Source organism: Maritimibacter dapengensis, assembly GCF_019218265.1.
Lineage (GTDB): Bacteria > Pseudomonadota > Alphaproteobacteria > Rhodobacterales > Rhodobacteraceae > Maritimibacter > Maritimibacter dapengensis.
On sequence record NZ_JAHUZE010000002.1, the window covers coordinates 1179095 to 1197778 of the forward strand.

Below are 18684 nucleotides of genomic sequence, written 5' to 3' on the forward strand. Positions count from 1 at the left end.
TCTTGCACGGCAAGGACCGCTAATCGGAGAATTCCATGCCACACGACGATCAAGCTCACCACCAGCACGACAACCACAAGGGCGCAGCTGTGACGCGTGATCCGGTTTGTGGGATGTTGGTCGACACGGCGGCAGAAAACCCCTCTCTCGACCATAAGGGCCACAGCTATCATTTCTGCTCCGAGGGTTGCCGCGACAAATTCCGCGCCAACCCCGAGGCCTATATCACTGCGAAAGATCCGGTTTGCGGCATGGACGTGGAACGCGCCAGCGCTGAACACATGCTGAAGCTTGATGGGGCAAAGCACTACTTCTGCTCGGAGCGTTGCCAATCGAAATTCGAAGCCGACCCGGACGCCTACATTGGCGAGAAACCTGCCGCGGCCGAGATGCCGACGGGCACGCAATACACCTGTCCCATGCACCCGGAGATCATCCGAGATGCCCCCGGCGACTGCCCGAAATGCGGTATGGCGTTGGAGCCGATCACACCGTCAGAGGACAGCGGTCCAAACCCCGAACTCGTAGATTTCCGACGTAGGCTTTGGATCACCGGGCCGTTGGCTTTGGCGGTGTTCGTCCTCGAAATGGGCAGCCATGTCGGCCTGCCGTTTGCTGATTGGATCGGGCACACCGCCTTTGGCTGGGTGCAGTTCGCCTTGGCCACCCCTGTCGTGCTGACTTGTTGGCCGTTTTTCAAGCGTGGCTGGAACTCCGTAGTGAACGTGAACCCGAACATGTGGACCCTGATCGCGCTCGGCACCGGGGCGGCCTACCTCTTTTCCATCGTTGCGCTTCTGGCCCCCGGTCTCTTCCCGGACGCGGTGCGCGACGACATGGGCATGGCCCCGATCTACTTCGAAGCCTCCGCCGTGATCCTCGTGCTTGTGCTCATCGGTCAGGTCCTCGAACTCTCTGCCCGCGACAAGACGGGCGACGCCATCCGTGCCTTGATGGACCTCGCGCCGAAAACCGCGCGGCGAGTCAAGGACGGTGAGGAGGAAGACGTGCCACTGGACGAGGTCCAAACCGGCGACATCCTGCGCGTGCGCCCCGGCGAAAGCGTTCCGGTGGACGGTTCTGTGACCGAGGGGCGCACCTCGGTGGATGAAAGCATGATCACGGGCGAGCCGGTCCCGGTGGAAAAGGCCGAAGGTGACGAGTTGACCGGCGGCACGCTCAACAAATCAGGCTCGGTCCTGATGCGGGCGGACAGCGTGGGGGCTGACACGACGCTCTCGCGGATTGTCGGCATGGTGTCCTCGGCGCAGCGGTCTCGCGCCCCGATCCAAGGGCTGGCCGACCGCGTGTCGCTGTTCTTCGTGCCCACCGTGGTCGCCGTCGCGATCATCGCCTTTGTCGCGTGGATGATCTTCGGCCCCGCGCCGCAACTGTCCTACGCCTTCGTTGCAGCCGTCTCCGTGCTCATCATCGCGTGCCCCTGTGCGCTTGGCCTTGCCACGCCGATGTCAATCATGGTTGCCACCGGGCGCGGCGCTCAGGCGGGCGTGTTGATCCGCGACGCTGAAGCGTTGGAGCGGTTTTCCAAAGTGGACGCGCTGATCGTCGACAAGACGGGCACATTGACCGAAGGCAAGCCGACCCTGACCGACGCAGAAGCGATCGGCGATACCTCCCGCGAGCAGCTTTTGACTTATGCAGCGGCGCTTGAGCGTGGCTCCGAACACCCGTTGGCCGAAGCCATTGTGGCGGGTGCCAAGGTAGAGGGTCTCGACCTCCCAGACGCGAGCGATTTCGAGGCGGTCACGGGCAAAGGCGTCAAAGGCAGGGTCTCCGGCGCGCAGGTGCTCTTGGGCAATGCAGCGCTTCTGACCAGCGAGAACGTCGACACCGCCCCACTTGATGAGCGCGTGAAGGCGCTTCAGGCCGAGGGCAAAACCGCTATGTTCGTTGCCATCGACGGAACCCCCGCGGGTGTCATCGCTGTCGCGGACCGGATCAAAGACAGCACGCCGGAGGCGATCCGTGCGCTCCATGAGGCGGGTCTTCGGATCATCATGGCGACGGGCGACGCCGAAGCGACGGCACAGGCGGTCGCGCGAGACCTGAACATCGATGAGGTCCACGCAGGCGTCAGCCCCGAAGACAAGCAAGCGATGGTCGAGAAACTGCGCAAAGAGGGGCTGTCGGTCGCGATGGCCGGAGACGGGGTCAACGATGCCCCCGCACTGGCCGCCGCCGATGTGGGCATCGCCATGGGCACCGGTGCGGATGTGGCGGTGGAAAGCGCGGGCATCACGCTGGTCAAAGGCGACTTGGGCGGCATCGTCCGCGCCCGCCGTCTGGCCGAAGCGACGATGCGCAACATCAAACAGAACCTGTTTTTCGCCTTCGTCTACAATTCTGGCGGTGTGCCACTGGCGGCAGGCGTCCTCTTCCCGATTTTCGGCGTGCTCCTGTCTCCCATCGTGGCGGCTGCGGCGATGAGTCTGTCATCGGTCTCCGTGATCGGCAACGCGCTTCGCTTGCGGGTGGCCAAACTCTGACCGGCCCGAACGGATGCTTTCGCTCCTCGTTGGTAGATCGGCGCTCCCGCTCGTGGCGGCATGCCACACTGACGGCCAACAAATTTGGAACCTTCCAGCGCGGGAAGGTTGTTGTGTCCTCATAACAAAGAGGAGACCAACCATGTCCTATTGGCGCTTTGCTGCGATGATCGCCACGTCCACGCTCGTGATGTTCGGCTTGATGTATCTGAACAGCTATCTGATCGGGCACGTGTTTTTCTCGGAAACCCGCGCCTACATGGCGGTGCTGATGGGCGCGGTCATGGCGTTCATCATGCTGGCCTTCATGCTTTCGATGTATGCGAGTAAGGCGATCAATACGGCGATTTTCGTGGGCTCGGTGGTCGTCTTTGCGGGGTCACTGTGGTTGGTGCGCAGTCAGACCACCGTAGGCGATTTGTCGTATATGCGTGCGATGATCCCGCACCATTCAATCGCGATCATGACGTCGAACCGCTCGAACCTGTCCGACCCGCGGGTCCAGGAGTTGGCGAGCGGGATCGCCGAAGCCCAGAACAAGGAAATCGCCGAGATGCGGTATCTGATCTCGGACATCGCCGCGAACGGAGATGCCCCCGAGTCCGAGCCAGCATCTGCGCCGAAAATCGTCTCACCCGACGAGGCGCTCTCGACCCCGGTCATCGCGCGGTTAGATGCAGAACCCATGAGCGACGACGAAATTGCTTTGGCCTTTCCGAACGGTCCCGCCTGCACCTTTGCCTACACGACCGATAGCCGCCCTGTGCTGGTGACCGATGGAGAAACTGCGTTGATCAAAATCAGCAATGATCTCGTCGAACTCACCGGCACTTTGCCCGCATTTGACAACATTGCGTTGAACATCGCCCTCGAGGCGTCGCAAGGCGGGGACCTGAACACGTCGCTGGCGAACGAGACTAAGGCGACCATGGTCCTGCGCGTTGATGACCGCCTGCGCGCGGGTTACGAAGGCTGGTGGCAGTGTAGCGAGTAATCCAAGTGCACAGCGCGCCATCTACCGGCGGCTTTAGAGGAAATCGCTTCACCATGTTTTCGGTTTCCTCCCCGCGAGACAGCGGTTGAGGCGCGCAAGCCAATCCTCGGATCAGGCGGTCGCCCCGACCGGAGGGCGTTTCGGCCCACCATTCCGTTTTCCGACCGCGCAGCACGCCCCTGTTGAAAGGAGACTATTCATGAAACGACGTTCATTCCTCGCGGCGGGCGCCGCCGCTTTGGTTACGCCGGCGATCGGGCGCGGCGCATTTGCCGCCGAGGCTGGGGCACCACTTCCGATCCCCGAAATCTGGGATTTGTCGGACGGGGCATCGACCGACCTTGTGGCCAGAACCGGACGTGCCTCCTTCCTGTCAGGTCGAGATACGTCAACGATCGGTTATTCTCAGAATTTCCTTGGGCCGGTGCTTCGCGTCCGCAGGGGCAGCATCGCACGACCACGTGTGATCAATGAATTGAACAGGCTTGTCACTGCTCACTGGCATGGGCTGCACGTGCCCGGCGAAGCGGATGGTGGTCCGCAATTGGCAATTGCACCCGGCCGCGATTGGGCGCCTGAGCTCGAAATCGACCAACCGGAAACAACCCTCTGGTATCACTCGCACATTCACGGAGAAACGGGTCCGCAGGTCTATCAAGGGCTCGCGGGGATGATGCTGCTGACCGACCCGGATGCAGGGGGCGATGCCCTCCCGTCCGAGTGGGGTGTCGACGACATTCCGCTGATCATCCAAGATCGCACCTTCGACGGCAGCGGGCAGTTTGCCTATTCCTCGGCAGGGCCAAATCGAATGATGGGCTTTCGCGGCGACCGCATACTCGTAAACGGGGCGATTCAGCCCGTGGCCTCTGTCGCGCAAGGCGTCGTTCGGCTCCGGATTCTGAACGGCTCGAACGCGCGCATCTATCGGCTCTCCTTTGACGACGGTCGAGATTTTCGGCAAATCGCCTCCGACGCAGGTTACCTTTCGCGCCCGTCAAATATCTCTCAGTTCACGCTGGCACCGGCAGAGCGGGTGGAATTGCTCGTCGATCTTTCAGACGGCGCACCTGTGAAACTGCTATCCGAAGCGGACGATAATTCACCCATGGCTGGCATGATGGGTGATACAATGGGCGGAATGATGGGTGATATGATGGGCGGCGGTAGCCCGCAGGCCGTAGACGGAAGTGGTCGTTTCGAGGTGATGAGTCTGAGCCCGGATCGTCCGACCAACGATCTGTCCATGCCCGAAAACCTACCCCTCGGTCCCGGAGCTATCCCCGGTGAACCGGTGCGTCGCAGAGCCTTTGATCTGAGCATGTCCAGTATGATGGGGGGAGGCATGGGGAACAGTGGCGGAGGAATGATGGGCGGTGGAGTGATGAACCGCGGGGGCGGTATGATGGGCGGTGGAATGATGGATCGGAACCACGGCGGCATGATGGGAGGAGGAATGAGCCTCGGCATCAACGGGCAGCCCTACTCGATGGATAGGATCGATGCAGATGTTGGATTGGGTGACGTCGAGATTTGGGAGGTGCGCGCGGACATGATGCAGCACCCCTTCCATGTCCACGGCACGTCGTTCCAAGTGCTCTCTGCCAATGGCCGGCCCGTCGATTTCGACACGATGGGCCTGAAAGATGTGGCTTTGGTCGATCAGTCGATGGAGATCAAGATCAGCTTCGACCGGACAGCCCCGTCGGCGGCGCCCTACATGCTCCACTGTCACATTCTGGAACACGAGGATGCCGGGATGATGGCACAGTTCACCGTGGGCTGACCTCGCTGTCAGCCGGTCTATATCGTCGCCCAGCTTGCCAACGAACGCCCCACGTGTGTTCTTGCAGAGTTTCACCACGGTGGGGTTACTCAAGGGCATCGAACACAGATTGTTCGGCGGCCCGACTACTACCGTCTTTGCTCGCTCTGGATACTCGGTGCTTTTGCCGCAGTGACATCTTCGCCGAAGGTTCGGGCTCTGGGCAGCCATTCGTCTGCGGCGCAGCGAACGACTGCTTCCCGCCCAATCTGTTCAATTTGCGCTGCGTAAAAGGTTGGATGCATTCGTCAACAATATGAGAGCATTTGGTCGCAATCGGGCGCTAGCTGCCGGCGTCGAACATTGCAAAAAGTCGTGACTTTTGCATCGCTTCCAAAAACTTTCAGGCTAACCACGGTACCGAAGTGTTCATGACGCCCGGAGGGTACGCAGTCTGGAAGCCAATACTGGGCCCTCCACTTCTATGGCCGATGCTCAGCTCTATCCACGCACCACTCTGGAACGCGGAAAGTTTCCAGCGGCCGGTGGTCTGGGAGAACGATTTCGCAGGGGTTGATAGCCGACGGGACAGGTCCTGAATCGAAAACTCTCTCATAATCCATTCCGAGCGATTTAATAACACCAGAACTCCCGCCCGTCCGGATATCGACGAGCAAGTCCTTCTGATATCAGGATGTCGGCTACGAGGTCTCCGTCAGCTCGAATGATCGCAAGCGTGCGTCCATATCTGTCGCGACCGCGCCTCTCCATCGTGATCCGGCTCGTGTTGAAGAGCTCGACGAAGCGCTGTGTCGCCAGGTCGGCGAGTTGCTTCTCTCTCGAACCCCCACAAAGATTGGTCATTGGCTCCGGTGTGTCGTAGCCCATGGCTCTTACCTTCTCGCCTTCGAACCAAAACGTATCGCCATCGACCACGCACGTAGCGCGCGGGCCTGATCCGCATTTTCCAATAGCCAATGCCACGTGTGGGACCACTAAGGTGCCTAGTGCGATCAGGGTCGCGTAGATTGTATTTCTCATACCAATTCCAACAGGATTTGTTGCTCTCTGGATACTTATTAGCCCCCGATCATTGGAAGGGCGTAGGCTAGCGCCTGTATCCAACAAAACCGAAAGGCGCTCCTAATGTCCACTGACCGAAAGTATCTAGTTCGGGCGGATCGGTTCCTGGCCCATGAAGAAAAAGCAAGACCTTGCATGTTTGCAGAGCCATCGCAAATTGCGGGGCTTGGTTTCCGAACGACGCCATACTGGTATCACTTATCCACCGGGTGCCACCTCGGGATCCACCGACCCGACGACAGGACCTGCAATTGGACGGCGCGTGTCCTCTCAACAGACAAGCTTTACAAACAGAGGTGCGTCGGATCAGCGCTCGACACGGGCCATGGTTCGGTGAGTTTCCGCATCGCTTTGGCAAGGGCTCTTGAGTGGTTTGATACTGGTGGGATCGAAGGTTCGACCCATTCCGGGCGAGCATTGGGGCGAACCAAAGAGGTCAACTTCTGCCCGATCGGCGATGTCTATACGGTCGGCCACGCGCTACGCGACTACTGCGAATGGACGCGCATCGCCCGGTCATCAGGCGGCCATTACAACAATCTGGTGCTGATCAACTATCACGTCGTCCCGAATTTCGCGAACATACCGCTCGAGACGTTCAATGCACGTCATCTGCGCGATCTCGCGATCCAGGTTTTGGAAACACAGCCCAGATACGGTTTCGAACAAAGCCGAAAGCGTGTTTCTTGGAAGACCTTAACTTCTGACGAACTCAGGCGGCGAAAACGGACTTTCAACTCGCTCGTTACTATTCTCAAAATGGCGTTTCGACATGCTTGGGACAACGGACAAATTGAATCAGAACGGCCGTGGCGTTGCCTGAAGCGAGTCAGCGTATATCACAGCCCCAGAAACATCTTCCTGGACAGGAATGAATGTGCACGGCTCCTTGAGCACTGCACACCTGCACTCCGTGATCTCGTGCTTGCCGCGCTCTATTCAGGGTGTCGGGCGGGCGAACTCGGAAATCTCCGGGTCGGCGACGTGGGCAAGGAAGGCTACGGATTGAGGGTCGGTGCGTTCAAACGCAGCCCGGCGAGGTTCGTGTTTCTGCCTGACGAAGGGATGGCATTTTTTCTCTCTCTTTGCGAAGGCAAAGCAAGCAACGATCACGTACTTCTGTCCGATATGGGAAAGATTTGGCGCAAGCAACATTCGCAACTTTTTCGCCGAGCCGTAGCGCGAGCGGGTCTGCCACGCGAGCTCGTGTTTCATAGTCTGCGCCACACCTATGCAAGCGATCTCGTAAAGGCTGGTGTTTCTTTGGACTCCGTTGCCAAGCAACTCGGCCATGCCAATATCCTGACCGTCGTCAATACATATGGCCATCTTGCAGAGCAGGTCAGAGAGGCACAAATCCGAGGAAGTTTCTCGCCCCTCGATCCGCACCAGGATGCAGAACGTCTGCGGCGACAAGAGCAGTTGGACGAACTCTGGAGCACGCTACCGCGCGACGATTGGCGTGCATATGCCAAAGTCGATCGAGGCACACATATTCCACAACGATCTTTCGCGCGACCGGCCATGGAAGTCTTGGAAGTGTTCGATCACGCTGAAAGATCAATCGATCCATGAGGAGCGTAGCCGCGCAGATTCCCGGATTGGAAAGAGACCCCAACCAACCTAGGGAGCGTTCCGCTGGCTGTTGGTCTTGCGGACCATTGTGGAAACGATGTTTCGAATGGCTTCCTTCTCGGGCGCATCGAGCCTTACAAGTTCGCGAATTAGCTTGAGATCTTTTTTGGATGCAATGTCGAGATCGCATAGGGCATTTTCGTGGTCGTGCGGTGGGAAAAAGTCTGCAATTGTAACATCCAGCGCCCTAGCCAAGAGCCATAGCCGCGAACCAGAAACGCGATTGACCGCAGTTTCGTATTTCTGGAGCTGTTGGAACGTTACGCCAACCATAGCTGCAAGGTCCTGTTGAGCCATCCCCCGCCTGAGGCGCAGAGCACGGAGGTTTCGCCCAATCGTTTCATCTATTGAGTGTGCCATTCGGGATTGATACACTCTATGCGGGTGGCGTGGCAATACGGGAAATTCCAGTTTCGGCGATGCCTGCCATGTATGCTGGAGGAACTTGTCCAATCCTGAGGAGAATAGCTCATGGGAAGGTCCGATTGGCGTCCCGACATCAAAGACGAAACGGTTCAACAGAACCTTTGCCCTCGTAAGGCACCTTATTTCAATCTCATCTCATACTGCAGACATATCGGGCTTCGAACGTCTGTTGTTGGGACTTCTTCCTGGGTGGCACGTGTCCGAAAAAAGGACGGCGGATACATGCAAAAAGACCTAGGATATGCGTGGTTCAAGGGACAACTTCTCAAGCCTTACGATGAGGCGTTAGGGATGGCTGAAATCTGGTTCCGGACCGATGGAGTAAAACTTGTGGCGTCAGAGCCCTATCAACTCGGGTCGAAGAGGGATTTGAACATCTGCCCGATTGGCAAAACATACTCTGTCGGCCACGCGTTGCAGGACTACCTGAACTGGAAGCGGATCGCCGCTACTACGTCAACATTCGAGACGCTTGTCAGCTTGGTGAATTACCACCTTGTGCCAAGGATTTCTCACGTGCCACTTACCGACTTCAACGGCAAGCACTTCCACGAATTGGCTCTAGCGGTCATGGAAACGCCTCCAAAGACGAGAAGGTGTGACCCGGGACCACGTGTCCCGATCCAGAAAATCTCGGACGATGCGTTACGTCGCCGCAAAAAGACTCTAAACGCCCTGACGAGCATTCTGCGAGGTGCATTCGACATCGCTTGGGAGCGGGGCGAGTTGAACTCGGACATTCCGCTACGGTGCCTTCGTCGCGTTCCAAACGTGGATCGACCTCGGGTTGTTTTCCTAGATCGAGACGAATGCCGGATGTTAATGGACGCCAGCAATCCGGACCTGGAATTGCTCGTACGAGCAGCTCTGTATACGGGATGCCGCGCAAACGAATTGATTCAAATGCGAGTGGGCGATTTTGAAGACCGAACGAGATCAGTCTACGTTTCGTCGCCCAAAGGCCGTCGCAGTCGGCACATTTTTCTTCCTTCTGAAGGCGTGGAGTTTTTCCGGGCTTTGACGAGAGACCGCGGTGCCTCTGACAGGTTGTTTCGGAAGGCGAACGGTCGTGTTTGGGGAGGTGAGTACAAGTCGTACTTTCAAGCTGCCAGGTCCAAGGCGGGGCTTCCATCAAGGCTCACTTTTCATGGGCTCCGACACACGTATGCCAGTCAACTCGTGAATGCTGGTGCGTCACTGCTCGTCGTCGCAGAGCAACTAGGGCATGCAAATACACAAACGGTGAGCAATACGTATGGCCATCTGGTCACCGAACATCTCGAAGCCGAAATCAAGCGATGTTTTGAACCATTGGTCGATGCATCGATCACTCCACATGCCAAAGATGACAACAGAGAACGCAGCACGACGCAGTCCCTCGTCACGTTGCCGAGATTATGGAGGACCGATGTCTCGTCATGGCCGCGGTCGAATTTCTCAAGCCTGACGGGCCCACTCTTGCTGGATCTTTGCAAAGCCCAAAGGCCTGAACGACTGACTTGAGCTTCGACGTTGTGAGCAGGTGAGCGCCGTATCAGTCCGCCAAAGCTGCATCAAGAACTTCGACTTGTTGTGGTCCTCCTTCTTCGTTGGACTGCACGTGATAGTCGCAGCCACTTGAGTGTCTCCTTTGGACTAGCTGCGAGGCTTTTGCGTAGCCAATCTACAAGGACAAAGGAATTGATCCTGTGCGCCCAACGCAGCCATTGGGATATAGATGTGAACACGGATATCCTTCCTGAGGCGTTCGCGGAGATTCTCCACGTCCGCTTCGGGTCCCCTCGCGACCTCAATGAACGCGTGGTGAAAACCTTACCACGCGACATTCCTCCCTATAGAAAGTTTAGCAGGCTGATACAGCTCCACTTCAAAAAACGATCAAACGCTACAACTTTCCATCCCCTGCCATTGCGGCGCTCCGGGGGCGTGCCAACGCCCGGAGGAGCACCGCAATGGCAGCAGAGCCCTCAAGCCAAACGACCTACCTCTTCACGCCTTCCGTGGATCTTCGGATCCGAGAGGAACCAGGGAGAGAAACATGCGGGCCCGCCGGAACAGTATCTACTGCATCCAATCCGTGTGTGAGCTCGACCCACACTTTGGCCTTGGCATGAAAGCACTCCGATCGAACCAGAAGCACGACATGACCTCTTGGCATTCCCTCAGCGGATGAAAACAAACAGAGAACGCTTTTTCGACCCAACTGGAGAGCACGACACCGAGGTGCTTCTCCGCCCACGGTCGTCAAAGTCCCTCGTCGAGCACTCCCATTGCCCCTCTGGTTCACTTGCCAATTTGAAGAAGTGCCCACCTCGCCCAACAGTCAGGTGAAAGCGCCAGCTCAATTGTTTCTCTGTCGGAATGAAAACTGGATCCGCTTGTGCAGAATGAAGAAAGGAGCACTCTCCCATAACAGAATTTCTCATATTTCAGGAATATCTACCACATATAGTGGATAATTTTTCTGTTTACACTATATATTGATATAGTTACACTAGGGGTGGCGGTCGGGGTTAGGGTGGTTATATTATATATATAAATAACTACGTTCGGCCTCGAATCGATTCGTTGTAGCAAGCAGGTCAAATCGCATTGGCAAACCAGTCAATCTAACTCGCAAAGAATCCGCGGTCCAATATTCCGGAAATAATTGCCCAATATGCGGGATAGCACTTTGGGGCTACATTTCCGAAATGTAGCGCCCCTTCGAGTCCCCGGCCCACAGTAACACTTTGGCTGCTCTAGACGCTCGTCCATCGCCTTCCGGAAAGCAGCCCTCCGGTTCCCCGCGATGCGGCTGAAAGTCTGCCTTTCACAAAGTCCGAGGGCTAGCAGACACGCCAAACACGCCCCACCAAATACCTACCAGTGCAATCGACCAATGCCTGCCCGGCGTGCTCGGGTATAGATAAGAGGCAGGCCCCTCTGGTCAAGAGGTTCGCGCATGGAGGTGCACAACCAAACCGGCTCGAAATAACGACGACGCGAGGAACAAGAAATGGCTTCTGCCTGAGATTTTCACCTTAGCAAATCCCGGGTGCCATAGAGTGTTCGACAGGCCAAAAAATGGTGGCAAAACTCGGAACCTACTCTTTTAGGTGTCGTCAGTCCAAACACTCGACTTTTTTTGAACAAAACTCACCGACAGACCCATCTACGTAGGCATGATTCACTTATTGTTTGAAACCATTGAAATGCTCATTACTACGGATCTTCATATTCGAAGGTACGGGACTGGGCCAGCCACACATTGGCTTCGTGACACCCGTCTCACTCGTTTTTGCGTTACCATGCGGTCAGAACCGAAACTTGCTTCGTTCAAAATCTTAGAAAAGCATGCACCACACCGCAGTCATTTCATTCAGATATCAGTTTGAGAACAACCTGTTTCTAAGTCGTTCTTGTCGTGCTTCCCGCCGCTTTGCCTGTTCCGCTAAACGTTGGTCTCTCGCTTCGACGGCGTCGAGCCGCGCAGCTTCAAGTTGACTTGCCAGTTCGGATTGGTTGACCGGTTCGGACAATGAATACCAGTCCGAGGTATGAACGAGACAATTCCGCGCCCAGAACGATACGTCTTTGATCTCCGGGTGTTCTTCGCAGTTCTTGGTTCCGGTGCCTTCCACAGTCCCCATCACGAACGCGGTCGGCGCGTCAATATCAACCCTGACCGTCGGGCCGCACATCAACAGACAGTCAAAATCCGTTGCCGCTTCCAGTGTTTCTTTGTTTGGCGACGCCACAAAAAAATAAGGCTTGGCAAGCTCATCGAGCTTTTTGGGAATGTAAGTCACGCTCGATGGCGATCCAGCGATGCAAAAGCTTTCGAACTCTTCGAGGACCAAATCCAGATTTTGCCGATCAACGTATTGAGCGCAGAAGTGCGGCAGGTCGTTCAGTCGAAGCGCGTCCCCCTGCTGCGCGTCCACCAGTCGAACCCCGCCCCGCGTGTCTCGGATTCGTCCTTCAAGGAAAGACTGGATCCGATCGGGAGCCAATGGTTTAAGCCCAGGACTCGCCAACGACTGCAATTCTATGAGATCCCAATCTCTGGTGTATTCCTGTAGGCTCGTGAGAGTTGCTATCTTGTAAATCGGAATACCGAGGTATTGCGCCAACATGTCGATAGTCTTGGCTCGGTCTTCCACGTCGATCCAAACGCCTGCAACGACCGCGACAGGCAGCTTGTCGTGACCGCGGGCATAGGATTGCCACCGCAGCCCAACGAGGTCTGCTTCGCGTGTGCGTTCGAGCCGGTGCGAAAGGACCGGGTAGACCTGACTTAAGGAGAAAAAAAGCTCGGCCGTATCGTCAATCAAGACAAGGCTGGAAGACCTCAGTTTGTTCACTGAACGCACGAGATGTGTAAATGGCTCCTTGTCTTCAATGCGCGGCAGGAAATAATCGACGAAGATGAGGTCAGACAACAGGATAGGCGTGGGTGGGCAGCATAGATGCTCGACCTCGATTGAATGACCGACCGCCAAACCTATTTCGTCCAGATGCTCCTGCTTGAGAAACCGCATGAGACGGCGGTCTGCAAGCGACGCAACGCGAATGGCTTGATCCTTTTCCGTGTCCTGTCCATTGTTCTGGCCGACAGCTTCAAGATAGTCATTGAGCGTCCACTCGCTTTCGAAGGGCACGCCCGTATCTGAAAGGATGATCCGCAATACCGTCTCGGACAGACTGTCGAGCACATGCTTTGCGGGCTTGTCAAACGGAAGCGTCGCGAACTCACGGTGGATGTCTGAAGCAGGGTCAGTTTTTAGCGATACACCCTTTGCGTCCTGAACTTGCTTCCAGTGCTTCAGCGACAGGACTCGATTTATTTTGCCCGATGAGGTCTTCGTGAGGAAACGTGGGGGAACGAAATTGATCTCGACATGGTCGAGCCCACAATCATCGAGAATTTTTTCCTTGATTTCGTTATGACCCGCGCGGGTGAAGAAATCCTGCGCCTCGATCAAAACGACCGCCTTCGAGGTCGCGAGCCGCTCATCATAATCTTCCAGCGTTGCAACCCGTCCGCGAGCTTCGGGCACTAGGCGGTTCACGGCCGCATCGACAGTAGAAAGGTAATACTTCTTGCCCGCCTGGATCATGAGGTCGCGTTTGCGCCCCGTTACGTAGATCTCTCCGTCCACGATATGCCCCATATCTCCGGTCGGATAGAAACCTTCGTCGTCGACGATACTTTCCTTGGACATATAGGACGTGATCGACGCGCGGCTGCGCACCCAAAGTTCACCGTCTACCGTCTTGATTTCGACGTTCCTGATCGGAGGACCGCAGGAGACAACATCTTCGTCGTCCAGCCGCGCCACCCTGATGCCGGTCGATTGAGTCATGGCGAAGACATTCTCGGCCATCGCGTAGCAGGCCGCGAAACGGTCTTCCGGCTGGCCTACGTGTTTCATAAACTTCCGTGCCGTGCTTTCGAACACCGGTTCGGAACAGGATATCCAGAACCTCATCGAGCTTACGTCGCCGACCTCACAGCCGCTCATGACTTCGAACCCGAAGTTCGGCATGTAGCAAACCGTTCCGCGATGTTTCTCAATCGTCGAAAACAGGAGGCCTTTGTCTTCGACCCAGTCTTCCGGGTCCATCATAACAACCGGCACCCCCAGGATCAGAGGCATCACGAAACAGGCGATGTAACCCATGTCGTGATAGAGCGGCAGCCACGACACGATCGTATCGTCCTCGGTCAGTTCGAGCGTGGCGTTAAAGTCTTCAACGTGATCGTGAAGCTGGCCCGCGGTGAATTCGACCGCTTTCCGAAAACCGGTCGTGCCGGACGAGAGCTGGATAATCGAAAAGTCGTCCAACACAAAAGTCGAGTTCTCGACGGCGTCCGGCAGCGGTTGATTTATAACAAACGCGGAATGATTTCCGGAAAGCACCTGCGCAACCGCGTCGTCGGCGATGATTGCCGTTAGGTCAGCTCGGTCGATCGTATCTTCGATCGAACTCTGCCAGTAAGAGCGCGCTTGTTTGCCAGTTGGGTATTGCAGGATGAGGGGCCTGAACCCCGCAAGGATTGCCCCAAGCCACCAGAAGACGAGATCTGGCCCCGTACGGAAACAAAGACCAATGATGGCCCCCACCTCGGCGCGGCCTTTTAAGGCTTCAGCGCAGGCGATGATCTGCCCGGATCGGTCGGAAAGATCAATGCTGTTTGCCGCACTATTTTTCGTAACGAAGGTAAAGCAAGGGAGCTTTTTCGAACAAATGGTCATGCAAATCCACTCGGAAGATGAAGGCCGATACAGGCTAAGAGAATTGAGGGAAACGATCGGCTGTTTGCCTGGAACGACAAGTTCAGCAATGTTCTAAAAACCCCTCGTTGCGGGAAAGTCGAAGCATTCTAACGCAGGTTTTGGCCTGACCCAATGGGCAGCAACGATGTCGGTATGCGCAGGTTCAGTCACATTTCGGCCTAGCGCCACCGTTCATCCGACCCACTAGTCTTCCGAACAGCGCAGGCGATCAAGGAAATGTGCAAATCCAGTTACTCGCCGAACGCGATACCTTCCCGCCTGGGATCGGCTCCGCCGCTCAAATGGTCAGAAATCTGGATCGCGTGGAGCCCCGAGTTCAATCCACGCGCGTTCACCTCGTACCCCATGTCCACCAAAGCGGTTTCCAGATTGACCGCATCTGTACCTCCCTCAAGATCATAGCTGCCAAAGCGGTTGACAAGATGCGGCATGGATACAGCTTGCTGAACATCCATATCCCAATCGATGTGCGCAATGATGGCTTGTGCAACATAGCCGATTATTCTGCTTCCACCTGGCGACCCGATCACCAAGCTTGGCTTGCCGTCCTGCAAAACGATCGTTGGAGACATGGACGAGCGTGGCCGCTTTCCGGGTTCGACGCGATTTGCAATCGGCAGGCCGTCCATATGTGTGTTGAACGAGAAATCGGTGAGTTCATTATTTAGTAAAAAGCCTCTCACCATCAGGCGTGAACCAAATCCATTCTCAATCGTGGTCGTCATCGAAAGCGCGTTACCGTACTGATCCACAATCGAAATATGTGAGGTCGAAGGCAGCTCGAGCGACGTGTCGTCGGCCAACAGCATCGCGTGATCCCATTGAGGGAGCCCTGCGGACACCTCCGGCAGCGCGTCGTCCCCTGCCAGAAGGTCCGCACGCGCATTGAGATAAGCTGCGTCCGTCAACCCCTCTGTCGGCATGGGAACAAAGTCACTGTCGGCCATGTAGCGACCGCGATCGGCAAAGGCCAACCGTGAGGCATCCCCAATCAAACGCCAGGCTTCCGCGCTGTCTGGGCCGAGCGCCGCAAGGTCGTATCGGCCCAGCATTCCCAGGATTTGCCCGACGGTCAAAGCCCCCGACGATGGCGGCCCCATGCCACAGACTTCGCGCGTGCGGTATGCGACGCAAACCGGATCGCGTTCTATGACCCTGTAAATGGCAAGATCTGTTTTACTCAGGACACCCGGATTGCCCGCAGCCGTTCGCACGGTCGCCACGATATCGTCCGCGATCGGACCGTGATAAAATGCTGCGCTGCCGTGTGCGGCGATTGTGCGGAGCGTATTGGCATACTCAATGTTGGCCAGGGTATCGCCGGCCTGCAAAGCCTGCCCGTCCGGGAAAAAATAGTCCGCGGTCCGCTTGAAAGACTGTAAATGCTCCGCGCCTTCAGCAACCGATAAAGCCAGCCTTTCGGATACCGTAAACCCTTCCTCAGCCAGCAAAATCGCAGTCTGAAACAACTCACTCCATTCGGCGCGGCCCCATCGCGCGTGGACTTCCTCCATAAGCATCGGGGTGCCCGGCGTGCCGACAGACCTGCCACCGACCACAGCATCCCAAAACCCCATCGGCTCACCATCGTCTGTTTGGAACAGTGTCGGCTTAACCGCCAAGGGCGCGGTTTCTCTTCCGTCCAATGTGGTGAGGGTATCAGAGGTGGCGTCGTACCAAACCAAGAACGCACCACCGCCCAAACCGGAAGATTGCGGTTCAACCAGCCCAAGGACCGCTTGGACAGCCACTACGGCATCCGCGGCCGTTCCGCCCTCTTTCAGCACGGCCGCTCCAGCTTCTACCGCCAGCGGATTGGCGGCGGCAATCATCCAGTTGTCAGCGCGCGTCGGCGCGCCAACCTCTTTTGCAGCCAGCGCAGCCTGCGCCGGTCCGGTGAGATACCCAAAAGCAGATGGTTGGCTGTCTTTTTCGGGCGCAACCGCATCCGTGGCCTGTTGCGCAAATGTGGGTGCAAAACACATCGAAGAAATAATCACTGAGGAAAGGAGTGCGCGTAACATTTTATGGTCCTCCCTGGATGAAACATATCGATACGGACCGACTCTCAACGTAATACAAAACCATCGTTGTGTCTTCGGTTCACAAGCGGCCCAGTCCCTCCGCTCATCCCATTTTGTGAGTGCTACAACGTGCGCCCCATAAGCGATCATTCGCTGCTTCAGCAAAATTTTGGAGTCAGCGAACAATCGCAGTGCGCGACGGAACATCTGCACACGCTAGGTATCACGTCTTGGCGAAACCAAAGGCCTGGCCCGCAGCAATGCGATCACGCGTGGCTCGGGTTTCGACGAGATCAAGGAACTCGCGCTTCAGCTTTGAGAGGTGTCGATCACTGTGCCAGATGAGACGATGGCGGTAGCTGTTGAGCACGATCGAGCTTGGTCCGAGCGGCAGGATGACATACAAAAGGCAATGCCTGCTCGGAATGCGCGGGTGTAAATATTGGGCAAGCCACTCTGGACAACAGATTCGCGAATGGAAGTGCACAAGCAAGCCGGCTCGAAAGGACGACAGCGCGAATAACAGAAAGTGGCTCTAGCGTGGGATTTTCACCTTAGCAAATCCCGAGCTTTGTAGGGTGTTTGTCAGGCCAAAATGATAGCAAAAACTCGAAATTTACCTATTAGGGTGTCTGCAGTCAAAACATGCCGCAAATTGCAGTTTAGGTTTTGGGTAGCAGGTCATCGTGCATGCAGCGTCACCTTCGAGAAACTCGCTATTCAAGCCGTACTCACAGGTAGCCATACAGGCAGATTTTGGTTCCGAAGCACCCGCCAAGTCCAAGGCGGAAGTCAAAACCGCGACAAGTATTAGCCCCGAAAAGCCAGCAAAAGAAGACACACCATTGTGAAGCCGACATTTGCTCCACGTTGACATGGCCCTGCAAGCCCGTTGCAGCAGAGATCAATTTCGCCTGCTAGGCACAATCACAAACTCCTGCAATTCCAGGGCGGCATGGATACTTACGTTTTGGGCAGGTATTAGGCGACAAGGGGGAAGTGGTAGCATATGAGAGGAGCCTTGCTCCTGATATGCTGAAAGCCCTGGATCGAAATACGCATCTCGGTGAGATGATTGGGGCTTGGGCTGGTCGTCAGGCCGAAGAAGAGCTCGCGCAGAGCTTCAATATGGGACTGGTCGACCGGTTGAAAGACCGTTGGGACGCTGACCGTGGGACGGGGCGTCAGAATGAATATGTGAACCTGGCGGATCCGGATCTGAAAGACACGGTCCTGAAGGATACCTGGAAGATCATCCCGGCTGAGATGCGCAATGACATCGAGCGGGTCTTCGGGAAGAACAAGTTCATGGTCCGCAAGGACATGGTGAACAATGCCCTGGGCTATCGGGAAGCCTCTGTCGGGGATCCCTGGACCGGGATCAGCCGGTTGGACCCGAAGGCTCAGAAAGCCTTCATCGACACGGCCTCCTTCTTCTTCGGCAAGGACACGTTCAAGTATCTCCGGACAGCTGAGGAAGCCTGGCAGGCCGGGATCTCGGTGGCGAAGAACACGATCGTCATTCGCTCGGTCATCGTGCCGGCCTCGAACCTGGCATCGAACTTCCTCCAGCTCACCACACGGGGCATTGGTCCACGGCAGATCTATAAGGGTTTCCGCGAAAAATTGGTCGAGATCGATCAGTTCCTGAAGAACCAGGACCGAAAGGTCGAGATCGAAGCCCTGATGGCTGTGAACCGCAATCAGGACGCCATGCGTCGGCGCCTGGAAGCAGAGCTTGACTCCATCGAGGAGTCCAACCGTCGCATGTCGATCTGGCCTCTCATCGAAGCAGGCGAGTTCTCGACGATCTCCGAGGGTCTGACGGAAGCAGACGCAGCCATCGGTGTCAATCGGCATTGAAGTTTGACCCCCTATCGGCATCCAATATTGACCCCCTTGGTGGTGAGCAGGCCCGGCGCTGCGTAGCCCTCACATAGCGCAGCGGCGGCGGGCCTGCGGGGTT

General features: G+C 56.6%; 11 protein-coding genes. 6 read left to right on the forward strand and 5 right to left on the reverse strand.

Features of this window, described 5'->3' with window-relative positions:
• Window positions 1–35 precede the first annotated feature (35 nt).
• The 3 genes from KJP28_RS12160 (at window position 36) to KJP28_RS12170 (ending at window position 5287) form a co-directional block, all read left to right on the forward strand.
• The gene (locus KJP28_RS12160; RefSeq protein ID WP_218392788.1) at window positions 36–2507 is read left to right on the forward strand and encodes a heavy metal translocating P-type ATPase; all 2472 of its coding nucleotides are present in this window, start codon (window positions 36–38) and stop codon (window positions 2505–2507) included.
• A 142-nt stretch (window positions 2508–2649) separates the two neighbouring features.
• Window positions 2650–3501 (forward strand): DUF305 domain-containing protein, encoded by an 852-nt coding sequence (locus tag KJP28_RS12165; RefSeq protein ID WP_218392789.1) that lies wholly within the window; start codon window positions 2650–2652, stop codon window positions 3499–3501.
• 199 nt (window positions 3502–3700) lie between these two features.
• Window positions 3701–5287, forward strand: a complete 1587-nt coding sequence (locus tag KJP28_RS12170) for a multicopper oxidase family protein (protein ID WP_218392790.1) — start codon at window positions 3701–3703, stop codon at window positions 5285–5287.
• A 612-nt stretch (window positions 5288–5899) separates the two neighbouring features.
• Here the strand turns inward: KJP28_RS12170 and KJP28_RS20125 are convergent.
• Window positions 5900–6307, reverse strand: a complete 408-nt coding sequence (locus KJP28_RS20125) for a thermonuclease family protein (RefSeq protein WP_218392791.1) — start codon at window positions 6305–6307, stop codon at window positions 5900–5902.
• A gap of 375 nt (window positions 6308–6682) precedes the next feature.
• On the opposite strand from KJP28_RS20125, the gene KJP28_RS12180 reads away from it, so the two are divergent.
• Window positions 6683–7924, forward strand: coding sequence for a tyrosine-type recombinase/integrase (locus KJP28_RS12180; RefSeq protein WP_218392792.1), 1242 nt, complete (start codon window positions 6683–6685; stop codon window positions 7922–7924).
• 48 nt (window positions 7925–7972) lie between these two features.
• On the opposite strand, the gene KJP28_RS12185 is transcribed toward KJP28_RS12180, so the two are convergent.
• Window positions 7973–8503, reverse strand: a complete 531-nt coding sequence (locus KJP28_RS12185; protein WP_218392793.1) for a helix-turn-helix domain-containing protein — start codon at window positions 8501–8503, stop codon at window positions 7973–7975.
• Between the two features lie 129 nt (window positions 8504–8632).
• Between KJP28_RS12185 and KJP28_RS12190 the strand changes: the two genes are divergently transcribed.
• Window positions 8633–9913, forward strand: a complete 1281-nt coding sequence (locus tag KJP28_RS12190; RefSeq protein ID WP_218392794.1) for a tyrosine-type recombinase/integrase — start codon at window positions 8633–8635, stop codon at window positions 9911–9913.
• A gap of 1865 nt (window positions 9914–11778) precedes the next feature.
• Here KJP28_RS12190 and KJP28_RS12195 read toward each other — a convergent pair.
• The 3 genes from KJP28_RS12195 to KJP28_RS12205 all read right to left on the reverse strand — a co-directional run bounded on the left by KJP28_RS12195 (window position 11779) and on the right by KJP28_RS12205 (window position 17124).
• On the reverse strand, window positions 11779–14652 hold the full coding sequence (locus KJP28_RS12195) for an AMP-binding protein (protein ID WP_218392795.1): 2874 nt from the start codon (window positions 14650–14652) through the stop codon (window positions 11779–11781).
• Between the two features lie 272 nt (window positions 14653–14924).
• Window positions 14925–16718, reverse strand: coding sequence for a gamma-glutamyltransferase (ggt, locus tag KJP28_RS12200; protein WP_218392796.1), 1794 nt, complete (start codon window positions 16716–16718; stop codon window positions 14925–14927).
• A 223-nt stretch (window positions 16719–16941) separates the two neighbouring features.
• A complete protein-coding gene (locus tag KJP28_RS12205) occupies window positions 16942–17124 on the reverse strand; it encodes a hypothetical protein (RefSeq protein WP_218392797.1) in 183 nt (60 codons plus the stop codon).
• Window positions 17125–17750: 626 nt separating this feature from the next.
• On the opposite strand from KJP28_RS12205, the gene KJP28_RS12210 reads away from it, so the two are divergent.
• Entirely contained in the window at window positions 17751–18581 is an 831-nt protein-coding gene (locus KJP28_RS12210; protein ID WP_218392798.1) for a hypothetical protein, read from the forward strand.
• Window positions 18582–18684 lie beyond the last annotated feature (103 nt).

What these genes read in the sequence shown, in the direction of transcription:
- KJP28_RS12160 (WP_218392788.1), top strand. Translation starts at nt 36, where the DNA reads ATGCCACACGACGATCAAGCTCACCACCAGCACGACAACCACAAGGGC.
- KJP28_RS12165 (WP_218392789.1), top strand. Translation starts at nt 2,650, where the DNA reads ATGTCCTATTGGCGCTTTGCTGCGATGATCGCCACGTCCACGCTCGTG.
- KJP28_RS12170 (WP_218392790.1), top strand. Translation starts at nt 3,701, where the DNA reads ATGAAACGACGTTCATTCCTCGCGGCGGGCGCCGCCGCTTTGGTTACG.
- KJP28_RS20125 (WP_218392791.1), bottom strand. Translation starts at nt 6,307, where the DNA reads ATGAGAAATACAATCTACGCGACCCTGATCGCACTAGGCACCTTAGTG.
- KJP28_RS12190 (WP_218392794.1), top strand. Translation starts at nt 8,633, where the DNA reads ATGCAAAAAGACCTAGGATATGCGTGGTTCAAGGGACAACTTCTCAAG.
- KJP28_RS12195 (WP_218392795.1), bottom strand. Translation starts at nt 14,652, where the DNA reads ATGACCATTTGTTCGAAAAAGCTCCCTTGCTTTACCTTCGTTACGAAA.
- ggt (WP_218392796.1), bottom strand. Translation starts at nt 16,718, where the DNA reads ATGTTACGCGCACTCCTTTCCTCAGTGATTATTTCTTCGATGTGTTTT.
- KJP28_RS12210 (WP_218392798.1), top strand. Translation starts at nt 17,751, where the DNA reads ATGCTGAAAGCCCTGGATCGAAATACGCATCTCGGTGAGATGATTGGG.